Raw genomic sequence first — 18,837 nt, 5'->3', positions numbered from 1 at the left:
CATCCATACCCTTGTGATACCTTGGCAGTCAACAAAAAAAGCACCTTTCTTTCCGTCGAAAAAACGCATCACCATGAACATCACCACCTGGAACGTCAATTCTCTCAACGCTCGCTTGCAGCACGTTCTGGACTGGCTGGCGGCCAATCCGGTGGATGTGCTGGCGGTGCAAGAACTCAAGCTCACCGACGACAAGTTTCCGCACAACGCCTTGGCTGAAGCGGGCTACCAGGCGGTGACTTTTGGCCAAAAAACCTATAACGGTGTGGCCTTGATCACACGCACGGCAACCACTGACGTAGTGCGGAACATCCCTGGATTTACGGATGAAAATGCGCGCGTGATCACCGCTACGTTGGACGCACCGGGTGGGCCGGTACGCGTGGTCAATGGCTATTTTGTCAACGGCCAGGCACCGGGCACCGACAAGTTTGAATACAAGATGAGCTGGTTGCGCGGCCTGCGCGACTGGCTGCACGAAGAACTGGCGGCGCACCCGCGCTTGGTGCTATTGGGTGACTTCAACATCGCACCAGAAGATCGCGACAGCTTTGACCCGATGGGCCTGAAAGACACCATTCACCACACGGTGGAAGAACGTGCACATTTTCAAAAACTGCTCGGCTTGGGTCTAACCGATGCTTTCCGGCTGTTCGAGCAGCCCGAGAAAAGCTTTTCGTGGTGGGATTACCGAATGCTCGGCTACCAAAAAAACCGCGGCCTGCGCATTGATCACATCCTGGTCAGCGCGCCATTGATGGGGCAGGTGCGTGCTTGCGTTGTGGATCGAACACCGCGCAAGTGGCCCAAGCCGAGCGACCATGCGCCCGTGACACTTACGCTAGTGTCCTGAGTTGTAAGTTCGTTGAAATGAAAAATCTGCCGAAATCGGCACCAGGCAAGGCGCAAAACGTAGCGATACCGGGCGGTATCGCGAGGCTTTGCAACGCCGCACGGTGCCCGATTCTCGGTAGATTTGTTCAACGAACTTGCAATTCAGGACACCAGGTTAGCGTGCTCTGTGGCTGCTACCGCTTGCAGCTGGCGCATCAGCAAGGCCAATGCGGCTGCGGCAAATGCCGTACTGGCGGTGGCTGATGGCGTCAGCAACTCGGCCACCTGGATGAATACTGCAGGCTCCACCTGCCACGCAAATTCGGCCAGTGCTGACACTTGAGCGCTGGCCACATGGCCGATCTGTCCTGCGTGCACCCCACCTTCGTGCAGGGCGCAAGCAAAAGCCCCATCGGCCACCGTCAGCAGAGCCAGAGGGCTGAGGGGCTGCAGCAAAGACGCAATGGCTTTGGCACGCACCACTTCTGAGGCCGTGCGGCACAGGCGGGCAATCAGCCCGGCAACCAGCTTGGCGGTAGAAGAGGCAGGGCGCTGACGCTGTAAGGATTTAGGGAGGGCATGCATGTGACGAAATTCCTTCAAAACTGGCCTGCCATTCATGCATCGGCCAGCCACGTGCGCAGTCTGGCATGCGCGCATGACACGCGTGCGTCAAGGTGTAAGCCCTTGCAAATACCGCAGCGCCGGTCGTGCCAACGGTCTTCAGTTGTCCAGCCCCAATTCCTGAATCTTACGGGTGATGGTGTTGCGGCCAATGCCCAGCCGCTGGGCGGCTTCGATGCGGCGCCCGCGTGTGCTGGACAGCGCGGCCAGAATCAGGCGCGACTCTACCCGGGCCAGCAGTTGATTCCATACGTCTGCCTGGCCGGCTTCGAGCAGCCGGGCGGCCTCAGCTTCCAGGCCACGCTCCCAGTCGGTCAGCAAGTTGCGGTCGATGACGATGGAAGAGTCTGAGTCTTTCTGTGCCGTGCGTTCAGGCGTCGAATTTATTACGTCAAATTGGCCTTCGACGCTTGGTATATCTGCAGAGTAAGCTATATTTTCAGAAGCATTGGATGCGTTTGTAAATGTGCTCAAAGGCGCATGGGTGCCGGACGTGTTGGCGGGTGTGTCGATAGGTAAAGCGGCAGATGAAGTGACAGATGAAGCGAGGGGAACGGCGGCGGCGGTGGGTGCAGGTGCTGCGGCACTGCCCAGCACTTCTGGCGGCAAGTCTTTTTCTTCAATGACCTGGGCGGGGGCCATCACCGTCAGCCAGTGGCAAATGTTCTCCAACTGGCGCACGTTGCCGGGGAAAGCAAAGCTGGACAGGCGCACCAGCGCAGCGTCGGCAATGCGTTTGGCGTCCACGCCCAGTTGCTGCGCGCTTTGCTGCAAGAAGTGTCGCGCCAGTGCGGGAATGTCTTCGCGTCGCTCGCGCAGTGGCGGCAGGCGCAGGCGGATGACGTTCAGGCGGTGGTACAGATCTTCACGAAATGCGCCGTCTTTCACGCGCTGCTCCAGGTGCTGGTGCGTGGCCGCCACCACGCGCACATTGGCTTTGATACCGCTGTGGCCGCCCACGCGGTAGAACTGCCCGTCGGAGAGCACGCGCAGCAGGCGCGTTTGCAAATCAAACGGCATGTCGCCTATTTCGTCCAGAAACAGCGTGCCGCCATCGGCTTGCTCGAAACGGCCGCGGCGCATGGCTTGTGCGCCGGTAAAGGCACCGCGCTCGTGGCCGAACAGCTCGCTTTCGAGCAAATCCTTGGGGATGGCGGCGGTGTTGATGGCGACAAAAGGCCCGCTGGCCCGCGATGAGTGTTTGTGCAGTGCGCGTGCCACCAATTCTTTGCCGCTGCCCGATTCGCCGGTGATGAGCACGGTGACGTTGCTGCCCGACAGGCGGCCTATGGCGCGAAACACGTCCTGCATGGCCGGGGCCTGGCCCAGCATTTCAGGTGCGGCAGTTTGCTGCTCGGCACTGGCTTCGGATTCGCGCTGGCTTTCGGCTACGGCACGCTGGATCAGCTCCACCGCCTTGGGCACGTCAAACGGCTTGGCCAAATATTCAAACGCGCCGCCTTGAAAGGCCGATACGGCGCTGTCCAGGTCAGAGTAGGCCGTCATGATGATGACGGGCAGGGCGGGCAGACGGGTTTTGATTTTTTCCAGCAAGTCCAGCCCATTGCCACCGGGCATGCGGATATCGCTGAGCAGCACCTGAGGGGCACTGCCATCGCCGTCGGCGGCGTCGTTCAGGGCTTGCAGCACTTCACGCGGGTTGGTGAACGAGCGCGTGGGCAAACTGGCTCGCGCCAGTGCTTTTTCCAGCACGAAGCGGATTGACGGGTCGTCGTCCACGATCCAGATGGGCTTCATGGCGGGGGAACCTCCTGGCAACAGGCCCTGCGTTCAGGGCAAGGGAATCAGGATACTGAAATCCGTGTGTCCGGGCTGGCTGTCCAACTCGATCAGTCCATGATGCTGTTGCACGAAGGTCTGCGCCAGGGTCAAACCCAGGCCGCTGCCACCGTCGCGCCCAGACACCAGGGGGGAAAAGACGTGCACTTTGATCGAATCGGGCACACCAGGGCCGTTGTCGATGACATGCAATTCCAGTGCCAGCCGGTAGCGCTGCTTGCCAATGGTCACCTGCCTGAGCACACGCGTGCGCAGCACGATCTGGGCGTCGCCTGCGGCGATGCGCTCGGCCAACGCCTGCGCGGCGTTGTGCACCACGTTCAGAACGGCCTGAATAAGTTGTTCGCGGTCACCGCGAAATTCAGGGATCGAAGCATCGTAGTCGCGCACGATTTTCAGTCCACGGGCAAATTCGGCCAGCACCACCGATCGCACCCGCTCGCACACCTCGTGGATGTTGACGTTGCCCATCATTTGCGCGTGGCGGTGTGGCTCTAGCAGGCGATCAACCAGCAGTTGCAGACGGTCAGACTCGTGGATGATGACCTGGGTGTATTCGCGCAGCTCGCGCCCGTCGATTTCCATCTCCAGCAACTGGGCGGCACCGCGAATGCCACCCAACGGGTTCTTGATTTCGTGTGCCAGATTGCGAAACAGCTCTTTGTTGGCGCGGGTCTGGTCGGCCAGACGCTCTTCGCGTTCTTGGCGGGCCTGTTGTTCCAGGGGCAGCAGCTCGACGATGATTTCGCCCGCTTTTTCGGTCTGGGCAACGATGATGTGCACGGGCCGAATGCCGCCGCCGTGGCGCATCAACTGGCCGTCGTAGCGCAGGGCTGCAAACTGGTTGCCGCGCGCGCCCGCCAGCGCGTTTTCAAGCGCATCGGCATCCACAAAGTGCTGGCACAGCAAGGTGCCTTCGATACTGCGCCAGGACAGGCCCACCGCGTCTTCCAGCGCAGCGTTAGAAAAAATAACCATGCCTGTGGCATCGACGACGGCCACCATGGTGGCCAGCAGATCAAACGCCTGGAAACGGGCTGGGTGGGGTCTGGGAGTGGCCGCCATGGAATTTCGATGGAGTTAAAAACCGGCGGCAGGAATGTGTGGCCAGCGATGGCCGCAGCGTCACTTCAACCGTGAAATTTCGCGCTTGATGCCTTCTATGTCGCTTTGATTGCGCGCCATGGATGCCTTCATCTCGGCCACACGATCCAGGTATTTCTGGTAGTTCTTGGCTTCGCCGCCAATTTTGTCGGGCGTGCCGTTGTTGTATTCTTTTTCCAGCTCAGCCTGCTTGGTTTCGGCGCGGCGCAGCTCTTGCTCCAGAATGGCCTTGGCGTCCGAGTCGCGTGCGCGCTGCTGGGGCGTGTTGATGCGGGGTGTTGACGATGATGACGATGTACTGACTGCACGCCGCACGGGCGATGTCGATGGTGCGCTGTTTTGCTGGGCCGCAGGCATGGTGCCACGCACCACGGTGATGTTGCCGCCTTCGACCACCTTACAGTCCTTGCGGCCTTTGACCTGGTTGGTGTACTCGTTGCCGCAGCGGTAAATGCGGTCTTGGGCGGCAACGGGTGTTGCCCACGCCATCAGCGCGCCCACGGCAGCCAGCAAGCACGAATTCAACAACGAAACGGGTTTCATGACAGAGGGTGTCCTTCGTCCCGCGCTTGGCGCGAGACATGGTAAATGACCAGATATTGATCAATTAGAACCTATTCACCATGTGACGTTCCCCTTGAAAAGCAAAAAGGGCGGCCGCAGCCGCCACTTTTGTGCAATCGTTGCGATCAGGTCACAGCCGATCCAATCACAGCGAATAGTACATGTCGTATTCGACCGGGTTGACATTCACGCGCACGCGGTTGACTTCGCCCATCTTCAGATCGATATAGGCGTCGAGCATCGAATCGGTGAAAACGCCGCCCTTGGTCAGAAAAGCGCGGTCTTTGTCCAGCTCTTCCAGCGCCTGATCCAGGCTGTGGCACACGGTGGGTACCAGCTTGTCCTCTTCAGGCGGCAGGTGGTACAGGTCCTTGGTGGCGGCCTCGCCGGGGTGAATTTTGTTTTCAACGCCGTCCAGACCGGCCATCATCAGCGCCGCAAAGCACAGATAGGGGTTGGCCATGGGGTCAGGAAAGCGCGCTTCGATGCGGCGCGCCTTGTCGCTCATCACGTGCGGGATACGGATCGAGGCCGAGCGGTTGCGGCTGGAGTAAGCCAGTTTGACCGGCGCTTCAAAGTGTGGCACCAGGCGTTTGTAGCTGTTGGTGGACGGGTTGGTGATGGCGTTCAGTGCACGGGCGTGCTTGATGATGCCGCCGATGTAGTGCAGCGCAAAGTCGCTCAGGCCAGCGTAACCTTTGCCTGCAAACAAATTCTTGCCGCCTTTCCAGATGGACTGGTGCACGTGCATGCCGCTGCCGTTGTCGCCGTGGTAGGGCTTGGGCATGAAGGTGGCAGTTTTACCGTAGCTGTCGGCCACGTTCCACACCACATACTTCAGGCGCTGCGTCCAGTCGGCGCGCTCGACCAGGGTGGCGAACTTGGTGCCGATCTCCATCTGGCCGGCACCGGCCACCTCGTGGTGGAACACCTCGACCGGAATGCCGATGGCCTCCAGAATCATCACCATCTCGGCGCGCATGTCGTGCGTGCTGTCGACCGGGGGCACAGGGAAATAACCGCCCTTGGTGGTAGGGCGGTGGCCGCGATTGCCGCCTTCGAGCTTGGCCCCAGAGTTCCAGGGCGCTTCGTATTCGTCGATCTGGTAAAAGCTGTGGCCCGCCTCGGTGCTCCAGCGCACGCCGTCGAAGACGAAGAACTCGGGTTCGGGGCCGAAGTAGGCGGTGTCGCCAATGCCGCTGGCTTTCAGATACGCCTCGGCACGCTTGGCAATCGAGCGCGGGTCGCGGTCGTAGGCCTTGCCGTCGCCCGGCTCCAGCACGTCGCAGGTCAGCACCAGGGTGGATTCTTCAAAGAACGGGTCAACGTGCGCGGTGGCTGGGTCGGGCATCAGCAGCATGTCCGAGGCTTCAATGCCCTTCCAGCCAGCGACGGAGGAACCATCGAAGGCGTGGCCGTCGGAGAATTTGTCCTCGTCGAAATGCGACACAGGCACGGTAACGTGCTGCTCTTTGCCGCGGGTATCGGTGAAGCGGAAATCAACGAATTGGCATTCGTTGTCTTTCACCAGTTTCATGACGTCGGCGACGGACTTGGCCATCTGTGTACTCTCCTATGGGAAATGGTTGTAAGAACGGGTGCACCAAAATTAGCAGGTTCCATGCCAGTCAATGGCCGATCGACCAAGCGCTGTCGTTCGCTGCTCAGGCCATCATTGTGCCTGCAAGCGCATGCTTTTGACTGCCTTTGATGCCTTTATATGCCCCTCCTGATGTGATCAAGCGCATTCAAATGCACCAAAATAGTGCATTCAACACACGCACCAAGGAGGGGCGATTTATTGGCGCACCATTTCAGGGCCGTAGCGCAAACCAAAGGGTTCTAACCAGGCGCGAAGGTCTGCGTAGGCGGCCGTCACGGCTTGTGGGGCACCCTTGACGCCCAAATCGATGTGGCGTCCGTACTCTGGATGATCGACGCTGGGCAGGCTGAATACTTTGACACCGGGGTGAGCGGCCTCTACGCGTTCCATCACCGGCGTCAGCGTGGCCTCCATGGCCCCAAAAACGATCACCGAACGTTCTTCGCGGCAGTCCATGCCTTGCCACTGGGCATAGTGCTTATCCAGCACCCATTCGATCATGGGCCAGGCCATCACCGGAAAGCCAGGCACAAAGTGAAGTGCGACACCCCAGGTGTGGGCCTTGTCCTGCCTATTGGCTCGGCACGAAAAGCCAGGAATTTTGTTGTACGGGTTGGGAATGATGTCCGCCCCCACAGGAAAGACCCCCATGTTCAGTCGGTGCTGGTTGTCGGCGTGTTCAGGCGCGTAGGCCATGCCTTGCTCGGCAGCCACCTCGCGCATACGTTCTTCAATCAAGGCTTTGGCTTGCGGGTGCAGCGCCAGCGGCACGCCCAACGCGCTGGCCGCGCATTGGCGGGTGTGATCGTCGGGTGTGGCCCCAATGCCGCCAGTGGAAAACACCACATCGCCCGATGCCAGCGCGCGCCTTAGCGTGGCGGTGATGCGCTCAGGCGCATCGCCCACGTATTCGGCCCAGCCCAGTTGCAATCCGCGCGCTGCCAGCAATTCGGCCACCTTCGCCAAATGCTTGTCCTGGCGTTTGCCTGAGAGGATTTCGTCGCCGACGACGATCAAACCAAAACCGGGCGCTTCAGTTGTACGAACATCATTCATGGGGCAACGCCTTGACAAGGGTGGATGCTGGTTGTGGCAAGCGCTGCTGGCTCAACGCCTGCAGGCAGTAATGGGCAAACCACAGCGCTGAAAGCGCGAAAACCCAGGTGTAGATCCAGATGGCCACCGGCACCAGCAGCCAGAACAGCGCGGCAAACAACAGCCCCGAAGCCCAAACGATGGCCGGTGCCGCACTCAGATACCCGGTGATCACACCCATCGCCAGCAGCGGCATACGGTGGCGGCGCACCAGTGCGCGCCGTTCGGCCGGTGTGGCGTGCTCGGCCAGCACGTCGTAACTCATCACGCGGTAAGTCAGCCAGCCAAAGATCAACGGCGGTAACACCAAAATCAGCGGCGGTACCAGCCAGAGTGGTAACGACACCAGCAGCAGCAACAAAGCCAATGCGGTGGAGCCGAGCGAAAAGCTGACCGACCCGAACCAGCTGCGCACGCCACCGCCCAGGCGTGCCAGTGTGGCAAAACGGTGGCGCGCCACCAGCCGCAGCATGGCAGGCGTCATCAGCAAAGCCACCAGCAACAACGCGCCAGCCACCACCAGCGGCGTGACCAGCGCCACCACCACCAACGGTGCCAGCACACCGCGCACCTGCGCTGCCGTATCGGCATTCAGCCAGCCCAACGACCAATCCAGCCAAGCGGCCTGACCCACCCAGCCGTGCGCCCAGACCACCGCTTCGTCCCAATAGTTGGTGCCCGCACCCAGCGCCAGCAACAACATCAAGGCCAGAGGGGCCAGCGACAGCAGCAGCACACCTGGGCGCAGGCTGTCGGACAACGCCCGCTGAAATGAATCCATCATTAGCTTCATGGTAGAGCCAAGCATAGCTTGGCATGGGCAGAAGACAGAAGTGGCCGTTGCGAGGGATGCTTTTGTAGGGCTGAGAATTGAAATCTGCTTATGTGACTTGGCGCTTGCCGCGCACTCATGCACTGGCTACCCGTTGGTGTGTGCTGGCATCGCTATCGCTGGACGTGCCCTGACATGCGGTGTTGTGCGGCATAGACGATGCACATTTGATCGCGACACGCGCTGTGGATGTGCTGCACACCGACGCGCGCAGTCGTGCGCACATGGCGGTGCTGGTCAAGGCGTTGATTTATGGCATTGACCCGTTCAATGGTTCGGACTGACTGGGCGGTGACGTAAAACGATGATGACGCCCGCCCATGAACCTTGGTTCATGCTGACGCCAGCCGGTGTGCTGCATGCCTATGCGGCGCGCGTGCCAGGCGGTCATGCTTCAGGCGCTGATGCCTCGTGGGTCGGCGCTCAGGTGCGATGAATGGGCTGCCAAATCGAGTGACCATGCGGCCTTGTTGCCGATCGCGCTGGATGCGGGCTGGGTGCACGAAGTGCACCGGCCTTTGCGCGTCCCGAATGTTCGGCTGGACAACTATCTGCCTTACGTGATTGCGGGCTTGTCATCCAAGCGAATGGCAGCCTTGGGCTCAGGCGATGGTTTTTGCCTGGCGCGCTCGGGCTATACCGATGACGAAGCCGAAACCCTGTGCGCGGTGGCGGCAGACTTTGCTGATTTTGTTCAGCGCCAGCATGGCCGGGGCTGGACAGGGTCTGGGCGCGCGATGTCGTTTTTTGAGAACAACGACATGCTGATGCCATCGACCAGCCTGGTGCTGTTCTGGGTGGATGAAGTCAGCTACTGGCTGATTCTGGGCGGCGAACCTTTGATCAACAACACGGCGTTTGTCGAGCTGGTGTGGGGCTTGCGCGCAGCAGGGGCCAAGTTTTCACTCGGCTGACCAGGTGTTGTTCAGGCCAACAAAGCTCAGTCCATGCGTCCGCGCAGCAGGTATTCCATCAGCGCTTTTTGCACGTGCATCCGGTTTTCGGCCTCATCCCATACCACCGATTGCGGGCCGTCGATCACCTCGGCGGTAACTTCCTCACCCCGGTGGGCGGGCAGGCAATGCATGAACAGGGCGTCGGGGCGGGCGGCGGCCATCATGTCGGCGTCCACACACCAATCGGCAAAGGCTTTTTTGCGCGCTTCGTTTTCGGCCTCGTAGCCCATGCTGGTCCACACGTCGGTGGTCACCAAATCAGCGCCAGTACAGGCGTCCAGCGGGTTGGCAAAGTTCTGCCAGCCTTTGCTGGCGGGCGCGCCGCTGTCCAATGCGGCCAGTTGTGAGTCGACCTCGTAGCCGCGTGGTGTGGATACGCGCAACTCAAAGCCGAGCAGGGCAGCGGCCTGCGCCCAGGTGTTGGCCATGTTGTTGCCATCGCCAATCCAGGCCACAGTTTTTCCCTGGATGGAGCCGCGATGCTCGATGTAGGTGAACAAATCGGCCAGAATCTGGCACGGGTGGTATTCGTTGGTCAGGCCGTTGATGACGGGCACGCGCGAAAACTCGGCAAAGCGCTCGATGCGGGCCTGCTCAAAGGTGCGGATCATCACCACGTCGGTCATGCGGCTGATGACGCGGGCGGTGTCTTCAATGGGTTCGCTGCGGCCTAGCTGGCTTCCTTCGCTGGTCAGATGCACCACGCTGCCGCCCAGTTGGTACATGCCGGCTTCAAAGCTGACACGGGTGCGGGTGCTGGCTTTCTCGAAAATCATGGCCAACGTGCGGTCGCTCAGCGTGTGGTGCTTTTCGTAGGCTTTGAATTTGCGCTTGATGAGCGCGGCGCGCGCGAACAGATAAGCGTATTCGTCAGCGGTGAAATCGGCGAATTGCAGGTAATGCTTGATGGGGGCGCTCATGGCCTCACTCCTTCAAAAACGCTTCGATCAGCGGCACCAGCAGGGTGACGATTTCATCGGCTTCGGCCTCGGTCAGGATCAGCGGTGGCACTAAACGCACCACGCTATCTGCCGTCACGCTGATCAGCAAGCCTGCATCCAGCGCGCGCTGGATCAGCACACCGCAAGGCTTGGTCAACTCGATGCCGATCATCAAGCCCTGGCCCCGCACTTCCTTCACGCCGGGGTTGCCTGCCAGACGGTTTTCCAGTTGATTTTTCAGATGCTTGCCCACCTTGGCAGCGTTGTCCAGCAGGCCATCTTCTTGCATGATGCGCAAAGTTTCGACCCCTGCGCGCATGGCCAGCGGGTTGCCGCCAAAAGTGGTGCCGTGGTTGCCGGGCTGGAATATCTGGGCTGCTTTGGGGCCAGCGACCACCGCACCGATCGGAATGCCTGACCCCAGACCCTTGGCCAGCGGCATCACGTCGGGCACGATGCCTGCCCACTGGTGGGCAAACCACTTGCCGGTGCGGCCCATGCCGCATTGCACTTCGTCGATCATCAGCAGCCAGTCCTTTTCATCGCACAGGGCACGCACTTGCTGCAAATAGTCGGCGCGTGCGGGGTTGATACCGCCTTCGCCTTGAATGGTTTCAAAGAACACCGCGGCCACATTGGGATTGCCTTCGGTGGCTTTTTTCAGCGCGCCAATGTCGTTCAGCGGCACGCGGATAAAGCCTTCCACCAGCGGTTCAAAACCTTTTTGCACCTTGGCGTTGCCGGTAGCGCTGAGGGTGGCAATGCTGCGGCCATGAAAGGCTTTTTCGTACACCACGATTTGTGGATGGGTGATGCCTTTGTCGTGCCCGTATTTGCGCGCCAGCTTCAAAGCGGCTTCATTCGCTTCCAGCCCGCTGTTGCAGAAAAAAACGTTGCTCATGCCCGACAACTCGGCCAGCTTCTGCGCCAGCTTTTCAGCGTCAGGCACATGGTAATAGTTGGAGCAGTGGATCAGCGTGGCGATCTGCTCTTGCAACGCCGGAACCAGCTTGGGGTGCGCATGGCCCAGCGTGTTGACGGCAATGCCACCCAGGCCGTCCAGGTAGCTTTTGCCGTTCGCGTCCCACACGCGGCAACCCTGGCCACGCACCATCGCCACCGGTAGGCGGGCATAGGTGTTCATGATGTGCGGGCAAGCGGTCTGGGCTGGGACATTCACGGCAAGACTCCTTGTTAGGCAGATGTAAAAAAACAAACGGGCCAACGTGGCCCGCTGAGTACGCATTCTAGGGGGTGCAGGGCGACCATGCTGGCCAATTTCGCCCCGCATGGATGTGTGCATGATGGTGCCCACAATATCGGTCGTAAGTCTTATATAAGATATAATTTTAAACTTGCACAGACACTTTGCCGTGCCTTCTGTAGCAATCCTTCAAAACCACGATTCATGGCGTCCATCCCGTCCAGTCACCAGGTCTTTATCCGTGGCATCACACGCGATGGCCGCACGTTTCGCCCCAGCGACTGGGCCGAACGCCTGGCCGGGGTGATGGCGCAGTTTCGCCCAGGTGGCGCGGTCGCACGCGGCAGCCACATTGCGTATTCACCGTGGTGCGTGCCCACCACGCTGGACGGTGCCAAATGCGTGGTGGTGCACACCGATTTGCGCGAACACGAACCCATGGCCTGGGATTTCGTGATGAGTTTCGCCACCGACAACGAATTGCAGGTCATTGAAGCCTGCATGCTGCCTGACAACGCAGAAGCACAGATGGCGGAAAAACGGCCTATGGTGGTGACGCGACCAGATTGATTTTCTGGTACTGAATGTGGCCTGTTCGCTTGATGTGCGAAGGCATGAAAAAAACCGCCCTCGGGCGGTTTTGTTTTTTGCTGACAGCGCACCCGAATCAAACGGCGAAAAAGAGAGAGTTAAAAGCCTCTTTTTCGGGCGGGGTGTGCCTGAAGTTTTTATGCAGGCCCTCAGGCGGCCTGTTGCACCAGCGCCTTGACTTTGGCCGACAGGCGGCTTTTGTCACGGGCGGCTTTGTTCTTGTGGAAGATTCCTTTGTCGGCGATGGTGTCCACCACCGATTGCATGAGCGCGAAAGTGCTCTTGGCTTTGTCTTTGTCGCCAGCCAGCACGGCTTTTTCGACATTTTTGACCGCTGTGCGGTATTTGGAGCGCAGCGAAGTGTTCGCGGCGTTGAGTTTCACGTCCTGGCGGGCGCGTTTACGGCCCGACGCCAAGCGCGGGTTCTTTTTCTTGGGCTTTCCAGCAGCCATGAGAGAGTTTCCTTTAAGGGTTTGTGGATGTTGTCAGCAAAACCTAGCATTCTACCAGTGGGCAAGATGCATGGCCAGCCAAACCGGTGCCTGGTAGTGTCTCAGTTTGAAATTTGCTGCCCGACAAACGGTTCAGCCTGTTTTTTCTTGTACGGCCCGCGCTTCTTGGCGGTCAGCTCAGGGACCAGTTTCACCAGTTCTTCAATACTCCAAACATGATCCGTCACGTCTGCGTCCATAGCTGGCGTCACACGCAGTGACTTGTGAATACGGTAGAAGTTGTAATGCATGCAGTGCAGCGACACCGGATGTTCCAGGTTTCCCACCTTCTTGCTGAACCCGTTGGTCAGGCGCGTGAACCGGCGCATCCCCATGCGCATGGTCAGGTTCTGGCGTTCAACGTAGCTGGTGCTGATGTGCTTGTGGTCGGGGTTGCCGGACACCACGCCCTTGGTGAAGCTCTTGTACTCCGCCAGGCTGTAGCGGTGGCGATCTTCGCGCAGAGCTTCGCCATAGAGCTTGTTCAGGACGGCGTAGTCATAGGGTTTGTGGCCGTCCGTGGTCAGTTGGACCCGGTTTGCCAGCCGGGAAGTCAGATCGTCTATGAAGGCTTCAGCGTACTCTGCATCGCGCTTGCCCACCATGTAGCTTAATCATCAGTTTTGTGTCGGCATTCATGCCCGTCCAGATGTACACGTCCCTTTGCCATGCGGGCAACCCCTGAGTCCAAACCAGTATTTCTTGCAGTATCGACATAGCCCCCTCCAGTCCTTATTGCAAGTTTCACCCCAAATGGATGCATTGTGCATCTCGGCGTTCCGCCGTTGGGTTCGCGAGCTGCGCCTCGTGCCGAGTCGTGGCCATCCGGCGTTGATCCCTGACGCCTTCGGCCTTTGTGGGTGGCAGCACGCAGCCTTTTTATGCGCTGTATCCCACGCGGCGGCATGTGTCAGCGCGGGTGCGCGTTTTTGTGGATCATTTGTTGAACGCGACAGGAGCAGAAAACCGCCATTAATTACTATTGTATTGATAGCTTTCTACGCTTTATGGCGTTGCACCAAGCGCCAAAATGATCCAGATCAAAACGTCTGTTTGTCAAAGTGGTCCAGGGTGTGAGCGTCGCGTCAGCGGCCTCTGTCATGATGTAAGCTGCGCGCGCAGTTTGACGCGCTTTGTTTTGTTACCCCAAGCGATCCGGAGAGACCTGAATGAGCCAAAAGCAACCGACCATTGTTTACACCCTGACCGACGAGGCCCCGCTGCTGGCCACCAGTTCATTTTTGCCCATCGTGCAGGCATTTGCTGCACCTGCTGGGGTGAATGTGACCACCAGCGACATCTCAGTGGCGGCGCGTATTCTTGGCAATTTTGCCGATTGCCTGACCGAAGCGCAGCGTGTGCCCGACACCCTGGCCGAGCTGGGCCAGTTGACGCTCAAGCCCGACGCCAACATCATCAAGCTGCCCAACATCAGCGCTTCGGTGGCACAACTGAAGGCCGCCATCAAAGAGCTGCAAGACAAGGGCTATAAGCTGCCCGACTACCCCGACAACCCGCAGAACGACAAAGAAAAAGAAACGAAGGCGCGCTACGGCAAGTGCATTGGTAGCGCGGTGAATCCGGTGCTGCGCGAAGGCAACTCGGATCGTCGCGCACCGCGCGCCGTCAAAGAGTACGCACGCAAGAACCCGCACAGCATGGGCGAGTGGAGCCAGGCTTCGCGCAGCCATGTGTCGCACATGCATTCGGGCGACTTCTACCACGGCGAAAAGTCGATGACGCTGGACAAGGCGCGCGACGTCAAGATGGAGCTGGTCACCCAAAGCGGCAAGACCATCGTGCTCAAGCCCAAGGTCAGTTTGCAAGAGCGCGAGGTGATCGACTCGATGTTCATGAGCAAAAAGGCGCTGCTGGCCTTTTACGAGCAGGAAATCGAAGACGCGCACAAGACTGGCGTGATGTTCTCGCTGCACGTCAAGGCCACGATGATGAAGGTGTCACACCCCATCGTGTTCGGCCACTGTGTCAAGATTTTTTACCGCGACGCGTTTGAAAAGCACGCCAAGCTGTTGGACGAGTTGGGCGTGAATGTCAACAATGGCATGGTCGATCTGTACAACAAAATTGCCACATTGCCCGAGAGCAAGCAAGACGAAATCAAGCGCGATTTGCACGCCTGCCACGAGCACCGGCCCGAGCTGGCGATGGTCGATTCGGCCAAGGGCATCACCAACTTCCATTCGCCCAACGACGTTATCGTCGACGCCTCCATGCCCGCCATGATCCGCAACGGCGGCAAGATGTGGGGGGCTGACGGTCGCCTGAAGGAGGTCAAGGCCGTGATGCCCGAGAGCACCTTTGCCCGCATCTACCAGGAGATGATCAACTTCTGCAAATGGCACGGCGCGTTCGATCCCAAAACCATGGGCACCGTGCCGAACGTCGGCCTGATGGCGCAGCAGGCGGAGGAATACGGCTCGCACGACAAGACGTTTGAAATCGCCGAGGACGGCGTGGCCAATATCACCGACCTCAACACCGGTGAGGTACTGATGAGCCAGAACGTGGAGGCGGGCGACATCTGGCGCATGTGCCAGGTCAAGGACGCTGCCGTGCGCGACTGGGTCAAGCTGGCCGTCACGCGCGCGCGCAACTCCAATACGCCGGTGGTGTTCTGGCTTGACCCCTACCGCCCACACGAGGCGCAACTGATCACCAAGGTCAAGATGTACCTGCACGAACACGACACCAACGGCCTGCACATCGAAATCATGAGCCAGGTGCGCGCCATGCGCTACACGCTGGAGCGCGTCATCCGCGGGCAAGACACCATCAGCGCCACCGGCAACATCCTGCGCGACTATCTGACCGATTTGTTCCCCATCATGGAACTGGGCACCAGCGCCAAGATGCTGTCCATCGTGCCGCTCATGGCCGGCGGCGGCATGTACGAAACCGGTGCCGGCGGCTCGGCCCCCAAGCATGTACAGCAACTGGTGCAGGAAAACCACCTGCGCTGGGATTCGCTGGGCGAATTTCTGGCCTTGGCCGTCAGTCTGGAAGATCTGGGCCTGAAAAACGACAATGCCCAGGCCAAGCTGCTGGCCAAAACGCTGGATGCGGCCACCGGCCAACTGCTCGACAACAACAAAGGCCCCACGCCCAAGGCAGGCCAGTTGGACAACCGTGGCAGCCAGTTCTATCTGGCGCTGTACTGGGCGCAAGCGCTGGCCCAGCAAACCGAAGACGCCGGACTGGCCACCAAGTTTAAGCCGCTGGCCAAGGCGCTGGCCGACAACGAGCAGGCCATCGTCAAGGAACTGAACGACGTGCAGGGCAAGCCGGTGGACATTGGTGGCTACTACCAGCCCGATCCGGCCAAGCTGGCGCAGGTGATGCGCCCCAGCGCCACCTTCAACAAGGTGCTGGCGTCAGCGGCATCGTGAATGTGAGAGGGCATGGCATGACGACACGCCCTTACATATTGATGCTGGCAGAACGAAAAATCAGCGGAGATTGATCTCAAAGCGGGTGCTACAGTGAATCACCGCCACATGCGCCAAGTGGGCGGTGCTTTGAATTCACCTTAAGAGGAGCACTTTCGATGAGCGATTTATTTTCGATTGCAGGAAAAACAGCGCTGATTACCGGCGGCACGGCAGGCATTGGCCAGGCGGTGGCCGCGCATTTTGTCAAGCAGGGGGCCAAAGTGGTCATTTCTGGCCGCCGCAAAAACGGCGCTGAAATTGCCGCCGACATGGGAGCCAAATTCGTGCAGGCGGACATGGCCAACCTGGATGCGACCAAGCGCATGATCGAGGCCGCCCACGAACTGCTGGGCAAGCTGGACGTGCTGGTACTCAATGCCGGTGTCGGCCCGCTACCTAAAACCATCGAAGGACTTTCCCCGCAGGAAATGCGCGAGCTGTTTTCCGTCAATTTCGATGCAGTTTATGCAGGCGTGCACCACAGTATTCCGTACCTGAACGAAGGTGCGTCGATCATCATTACCTCTTCAGCTGCAGGCATCACAACAGCACCCACGTATGGCGCTTACAGCCCGGCCAAGGCCGCTTGCGTGATGCTGGCGCGTTCGGCCGCGACCGAGCTGGGTGGGCGCTTTCGGGTCAACTGCATCCTGCCCGGCCCGTTTGCCACCGAGATGATGACGCCCGACGACCATGAGTATTTGCTGGCCAAAACCCTGTCACCCATTGGCCGCTTGCGCACGCCGCAGGAGATTGTGGGGGCGTACCAATTTCTGGCCTCGCAGGCCAGCGCCTGCACCACCGGCACCTATATTGCCTGTGACGACGGCCTGTCGTCGGGCACCAGCATGAACGTGATGCAGGTCATCATGAAGGCGGCTGCGCAGTAAAGCCCCCTACAGCAGCGCCTCAGAGCGTGTTCAAAGTCTCTGTGCGGGTGTGTGGGCGCGGCCTCGGGCGGTCTGCTGCGTTGCAAATCCTCGCGATACCGCCAGGTATCGCTGCGGTTTGCGCCTTGCAGCCATCCCGATCCGCATCCCACACCCCTCACGCTGAGACGTTGAACACGCTCTAAAAAACGAAACGCCCGGCTTCTGACGAGGCCGGGCGTTTTGGTTGCTGAAGCTCTGGTGATTGGTTACATCAGCGCAGCCATTTTGACGGTTTGATCCGCAGAAGCAGGCACTTGCGGCGAGCCTGCTGCGCGCAGCCCGGGCTGATTGACGGGCAGGGGCTTGCTCTTGGCCACTTTGTAAAGGCGCGCATGCTCGGCCAGCACCTTGTTGGCGTAACCGCCGTCGCTGGGCAGGTTGGCCGCACCGACATACCATTTCAGGCCGGTTTCAATGGAGCCAGTGCGGGTGACGTACTCGCTCAACACCTTCACGCCCACCCGCAGGTTGGTCTTGGGGTCAAAAGCGGCGTATTCGCCGCCAAACAGTTCGTACTTGTCCGAATGGATGTCGGTCATCACCTGCATCAAACCTTGTGCGCCCACCGTGCTTTGGGCAAAGGGGTTGAAGCTGGACTCGATCGCCATCACGGCCAGAATCAAGGTGGGATCGAGCTTGTTGGCGCTGCCCACTTCGTAGGCTTCGGCCACCAGGGCGGCCACCGGCTCAGGGGCTACCTTGTATTTCTTGCTGATCCATTGCGCCACCCGGGCCTGCTCGTGCGGCAGGTCGTTGGGGTTGACGGCGGTGGCGCGGTCAATGGCACCAGGCTCAGGGGTAATGCCCAAGGCAGCGACCTTGCGCTCAGTCAGCCAGGCGGTCAGGCGCTCTTCGCCCTGCTGACGCAGATCGGGCTTGACCACCAGCACGCTAGCGGCCAGCACCACAGACACGCCCAGCAGGGCCATGCTGTTGTGGGTGATGTCAAAAAAACCTTCGGCCACGTCGCTGGCAAAAGTCTTCAGGCCGCGTCCTGCGGCGGCGAGGGGATAGGACGTTGTCATAACGCTCCTTAAACAGCACGCGGGTCTTGATGCACGGCGCAAAAAGACGGTAAGGGGTGCTGCCATCGTGGGTAAATCGCGTTGCCAGCCGCTGTGTCAGCGCCCATGACGTCAGGCGCGTGATCCGTATTGATCGGATTGATGTCTTGATGCGGACTTATTTCTCGGTGCAACGCAAAAGATGCAGACAGATAGTGAAGCAAATTTTCCTACTGATCGAGTCGGGATAAGCAAATTCTAGAGGTGGCCTTCATGCTGGGTCAACACTGAAAACTGGAGTTGAAATTCTAATTTCGATATAAGAAAAGACTTGCAAGCAGCCACTCGCGTGACCGTACAAGGCGGGTTTGGCCGCACTGGTGCTGGCATGGCGGTGCATTGAGTCTGATTGATCCAGGCAATGCACAGACGCCGCAGGATTGAAATTCGCCACTGGCCCAGGTGAGGCGAAATCCCTACACTGGACTTGTTCGGGTTACCCGGACATGGGGGTCGCAGAGGTTGGCAGGCTGTCGTTGATACGGCGGCTGGCTTTCTCAGACTCCATATTTGAAGGCAATCTTTTGCCTTCCGCCGTAGCCGGAGACCGCAATCTCTCCGCTTCGGCACCCCAGGCAGATCAGGGCGCTTTTGCCACGCTGCCTCTAAGCCCGGCGGAGCAGGCTTCAGGCCCACCCGCCGGGCTTTCTTGTGGGGGCAGACACCTCGCCACGGACTCCGTTCACGCCCTGTTGCGTTGCTGCACGGGCCGTTTACCAAACAGGTACACGGCGCAGCGACAATAGGGGCCGA

General features: G+C 59.6%; 17 protein-coding genes. 5 read left to right on the top strand and 12 right to left on the bottom strand.

Annotation, left to right across the window (positions count from 1 at the left end; translation table 11 throughout):
• Positions 1–73: 73 nt before the first annotated feature.
• Positions 74–853, top strand: a complete 780-nt coding sequence (xth, locus tag ACK5NW_RS02375; RefSeq protein WP_416924669.1) for an exodeoxyribonuclease III — start codon at positions 74–76, stop codon at positions 851–853.
• Positions 854–996: 143 nt separating this feature from the next.
• Here the strand turns inward: xth and ACK5NW_RS02370 are convergent, their stop codons facing one another.
• The 7 genes from ACK5NW_RS02370 to ACK5NW_RS02340 form a co-directional block, all read right to left on the bottom strand.
• Positions 997–1,419, bottom strand: coding sequence for a hypothetical protein (locus tag ACK5NW_RS02370; RefSeq protein ID WP_416924667.1), 423 nt, complete (start codon positions 1,417–1,419; stop codon positions 997–999).
• Between the two features lie 138 nt (positions 1,420–1,557).
• Positions 1,558–3,216 carry a nitrogen regulation protein NR(I) gene (gene ntrC / locus ACK5NW_RS02365; protein ID WP_416924665.1) on the bottom strand — a complete coding sequence of 553 codons (1,659 nt, stop codon included), beginning with the start codon at positions 3,214–3,216 and terminating at the stop codon, positions 1,558–1,560.
• A gap of 33 nt (positions 3,217–3,249) precedes the next feature.
• Complete coding sequence (gene glnL / locus ACK5NW_RS02360; protein WP_416924663.1) at positions 3,250–4,323, bottom strand: nitrogen regulation protein NR(II); 1,074 nt, start codon at positions 4,321–4,323, stop codon at positions 3,250–3,252.
• Positions 4,324–4,383: 60 nt separating this feature from the next.
• The gene (locus tag ACK5NW_RS02355; protein ID WP_416924661.1) at positions 4,384–4,905 is read right to left on the bottom strand and encodes a hypothetical protein; all 522 of its coding nucleotides are present in this window, start codon (positions 4,903–4,905) and stop codon (positions 4,384–4,386) included.
• A 166-nt stretch (positions 4,906–5,071) separates the two neighbouring features.
• Entirely contained in the window at positions 5,072–6,487 is a 1,416-nt protein-coding gene (gene glnA, locus ACK5NW_RS02350; RefSeq protein WP_416924659.1) for a type I glutamate--ammonia ligase, read from the bottom strand.
• 237 nt (positions 6,488–6,724) lie between these two features.
• A complete protein-coding gene (locus tag ACK5NW_RS02345) occupies positions 6,725–7,585 on the bottom strand; it encodes a competence/damage-inducible protein A (protein ID WP_416924657.1) in 861 nt (286 codons plus the stop codon).
• Positions 7,578–8,408, bottom strand: a complete 831-nt coding sequence (locus ACK5NW_RS02340; RefSeq protein WP_416924655.1) for an EI24 domain-containing protein — start codon at positions 8,406–8,408, stop codon at positions 7,578–7,580. The genes ACK5NW_RS02345 and ACK5NW_RS02340 overlap by 8 nt, the downstream gene beginning before the upstream one ends.
• Before the next feature lie 515 nt (positions 8,409–8,923).
• Between ACK5NW_RS02340 and ACK5NW_RS02335 the strand changes: the two genes are divergently transcribed.
• Positions 8,924–9,370 carry a hypothetical protein gene (locus tag ACK5NW_RS02335; protein ID WP_416924653.1) on the top strand — a complete coding sequence of 149 codons (447 nt, stop codon included), beginning with the start codon at positions 8,924–8,926 and terminating at the stop codon, positions 9,368–9,370.
• 26 nt (positions 9,371–9,396) lie between these two features.
• Here ACK5NW_RS02335 and argF read toward each other — a convergent pair whose 3' ends face one another.
• Positions 9,397–10,332 (bottom strand): ornithine carbamoyltransferase, encoded by a 936-nt coding sequence (gene argF / locus ACK5NW_RS02330; RefSeq protein ID WP_416924651.1) that lies wholly within the window; start codon positions 10,330–10,332, stop codon positions 9,397–9,399.
• Between the two features lie 4 nt (positions 10,333–10,336).
• Entirely contained in the window at positions 10,337–11,497 is a 1,161-nt protein-coding gene (locus tag ACK5NW_RS02325) for an acetylornithine transaminase (RefSeq protein ID WP_416924731.1), read from the bottom strand.
• A 264-nt stretch (positions 11,498–11,761) separates the two neighbouring features.
• Between ACK5NW_RS02325 and ACK5NW_RS02320 the strand changes: the two genes are divergently transcribed.
• On the top strand, positions 11,762–12,127 hold the full coding sequence (locus tag ACK5NW_RS02320; protein ID WP_416924649.1) for a DUF3579 domain-containing protein: 366 nt from the start codon (positions 11,762–11,764) through the stop codon (positions 12,125–12,127).
• Between the two features lie 170 nt (positions 12,128–12,297).
• Here ACK5NW_RS02320 and rpsT read toward each other — a convergent pair whose 3' ends face one another.
• A complete protein-coding gene (gene rpsT, locus ACK5NW_RS02315; protein ID WP_416924647.1) occupies positions 12,298–12,600 on the bottom strand; it encodes a 30S ribosomal protein S20 in 303 nt (100 codons plus the stop codon).
• A 101-nt stretch (positions 12,601–12,701) separates the two neighbouring features.
• Positions 12,702–13,244, bottom strand: a complete 543-nt coding sequence (locus ACK5NW_RS02310; RefSeq protein ID WP_416924645.1) for a hypothetical protein — start codon at positions 13,242–13,244, stop codon at positions 12,702–12,704.
• A 564-nt stretch (positions 13,245–13,808) separates the two neighbouring features.
• Here ACK5NW_RS02310 and ACK5NW_RS02305 point away from each other — a divergent pair.
• Together ACK5NW_RS02305 and ACK5NW_RS02300 are read left to right on the top strand one after the other, a co-directional pair.
• Positions 13,809–16,046, top strand: a complete 2,238-nt coding sequence (locus ACK5NW_RS02305) for an NADP-dependent isocitrate dehydrogenase (RefSeq protein ID WP_416924643.1) — start codon at positions 13,809–13,811, stop codon at positions 16,044–16,046.
• Between the two features lie 158 nt (positions 16,047–16,204).
• The gene (locus ACK5NW_RS02300; protein WP_416924641.1) at positions 16,205–16,978 is read left to right on the top strand and encodes an SDR family NAD(P)-dependent oxidoreductase; all 774 of its coding nucleotides are present in this window, start codon (positions 16,205–16,207) and stop codon (positions 16,976–16,978) included.
• Positions 16,979–17,226: 248 nt separating this feature from the next.
• On the opposite strand, the gene ACK5NW_RS02295 is transcribed toward ACK5NW_RS02300, so the two are convergent.
• Positions 17,227–18,045: a transglycosylase SLT domain-containing protein gene (locus ACK5NW_RS02295; protein WP_416924639.1), complete on the bottom strand. Its 819-nt coding sequence runs from the start codon at positions 18,043–18,045 to the stop codon at positions 17,227–17,229.
• Positions 18,046–18,837: the final 792 nt, after the last annotated feature.

The organism is Ottowia sp. (assembly GCF_047975795.1).
In the GTDB taxonomy this organism is placed as follows: Bacteria; Pseudomonadota; Gammaproteobacteria; order Burkholderiales; family Burkholderiaceae_C; genus Ottowia.
Note: the sequence above shows the minus strand (reverse complement) of the source record. Positions and strands in the feature narration are given on the sequence as shown.

Excerpts from the sequence above, each read along its gene's own strand:
- glnL (WP_416924663.1), bottom strand. The coding sequence starts at position 4,323 with ATGGCGGCCACTCCCAGACCCCACCCAGCCCGTTTCCAGGCGTTTGAT.
- xth (WP_416924669.1), top strand. The coding sequence starts at position 74 with ATGAACATCACCACCTGGAACGTCAATTCTCTCAACGCTCGCTTGCAG.
- ACK5NW_RS02310 (WP_416924645.1), bottom strand. The coding sequence starts at position 13,244 with ATGGTGGGCAAGCGCGATGCAGAGTACGCTGAAGCCTTCATAGACGAT.
- ACK5NW_RS02300 (WP_416924641.1), top strand. The coding sequence starts at position 16,205 with ATGAGCGATTTATTTTCGATTGCAGGAAAAACAGCGCTGATTACCGGC.
- ACK5NW_RS02355 (WP_416924661.1), bottom strand. The coding sequence starts at position 4,905 with ATGAAACCCGTTTCGTTGTTGAATTCGTGCTTGCTGGCTGCCGTGGGC.
- ACK5NW_RS02305 (WP_416924643.1), top strand. The coding sequence starts at position 13,809 with ATGAGCCAAAAGCAACCGACCATTGTTTACACCCTGACCGACGAGGCC.
- rpsT (WP_416924647.1), bottom strand. The coding sequence starts at position 12,600 with ATGGCTGCTGGAAAGCCCAAGAAAAAGAACCCGCGCTTGGCGTCGGGC.
- ACK5NW_RS02320 (WP_416924649.1), top strand. The coding sequence starts at position 11,762 with ATGGCGTCCATCCCGTCCAGTCACCAGGTCTTTATCCGTGGCATCACA.
- ACK5NW_RS02345 (WP_416924657.1), bottom strand. The coding sequence starts at position 7,585 with ATGAATGATGTTCGTACAACTGAAGCGCCCGGTTTTGGTTTGATCGTC.
- ACK5NW_RS02370 (WP_416924667.1), bottom strand. The coding sequence starts at position 1,419 with ATGCATGCCCTCCCTAAATCCTTACAGCGTCAGCGCCCTGCCTCTTCT.
- ACK5NW_RS02295 (WP_416924639.1), bottom strand. The coding sequence starts at position 18,045 with ATGACAACGTCCTATCCCCTCGCCGCCGCAGGACGCGGCCTGAAGACT.
- argF (WP_416924651.1), bottom strand. The coding sequence starts at position 10,332 with ATGAGCGCCCCCATCAAGCATTACCTGCAATTCGCCGATTTCACCGCT.
- ntrC (WP_416924665.1), bottom strand. The coding sequence starts at position 3,216 with ATGAAGCCCATCTGGATCGTGGACGACGACCCGTCAATCCGCTTCGTG.
- glnA (WP_416924659.1), bottom strand. The coding sequence starts at position 6,487 with ATGGCCAAGTCCGTCGCCGACGTCATGAAACTGGTGAAAGACAACGAA.
- ACK5NW_RS02340 (WP_416924655.1), bottom strand. The coding sequence starts at position 8,408 with ATGATGGATTCATTTCAGCGGGCGTTGTCCGACAGCCTGCGCCCAGGT.
- ACK5NW_RS02325 (WP_416924731.1), bottom strand. The coding sequence starts at position 11,497 with ATGAACACCTATGCCCGCCTACCGGTGGCGATGGTGCGTGGCCAGGGT.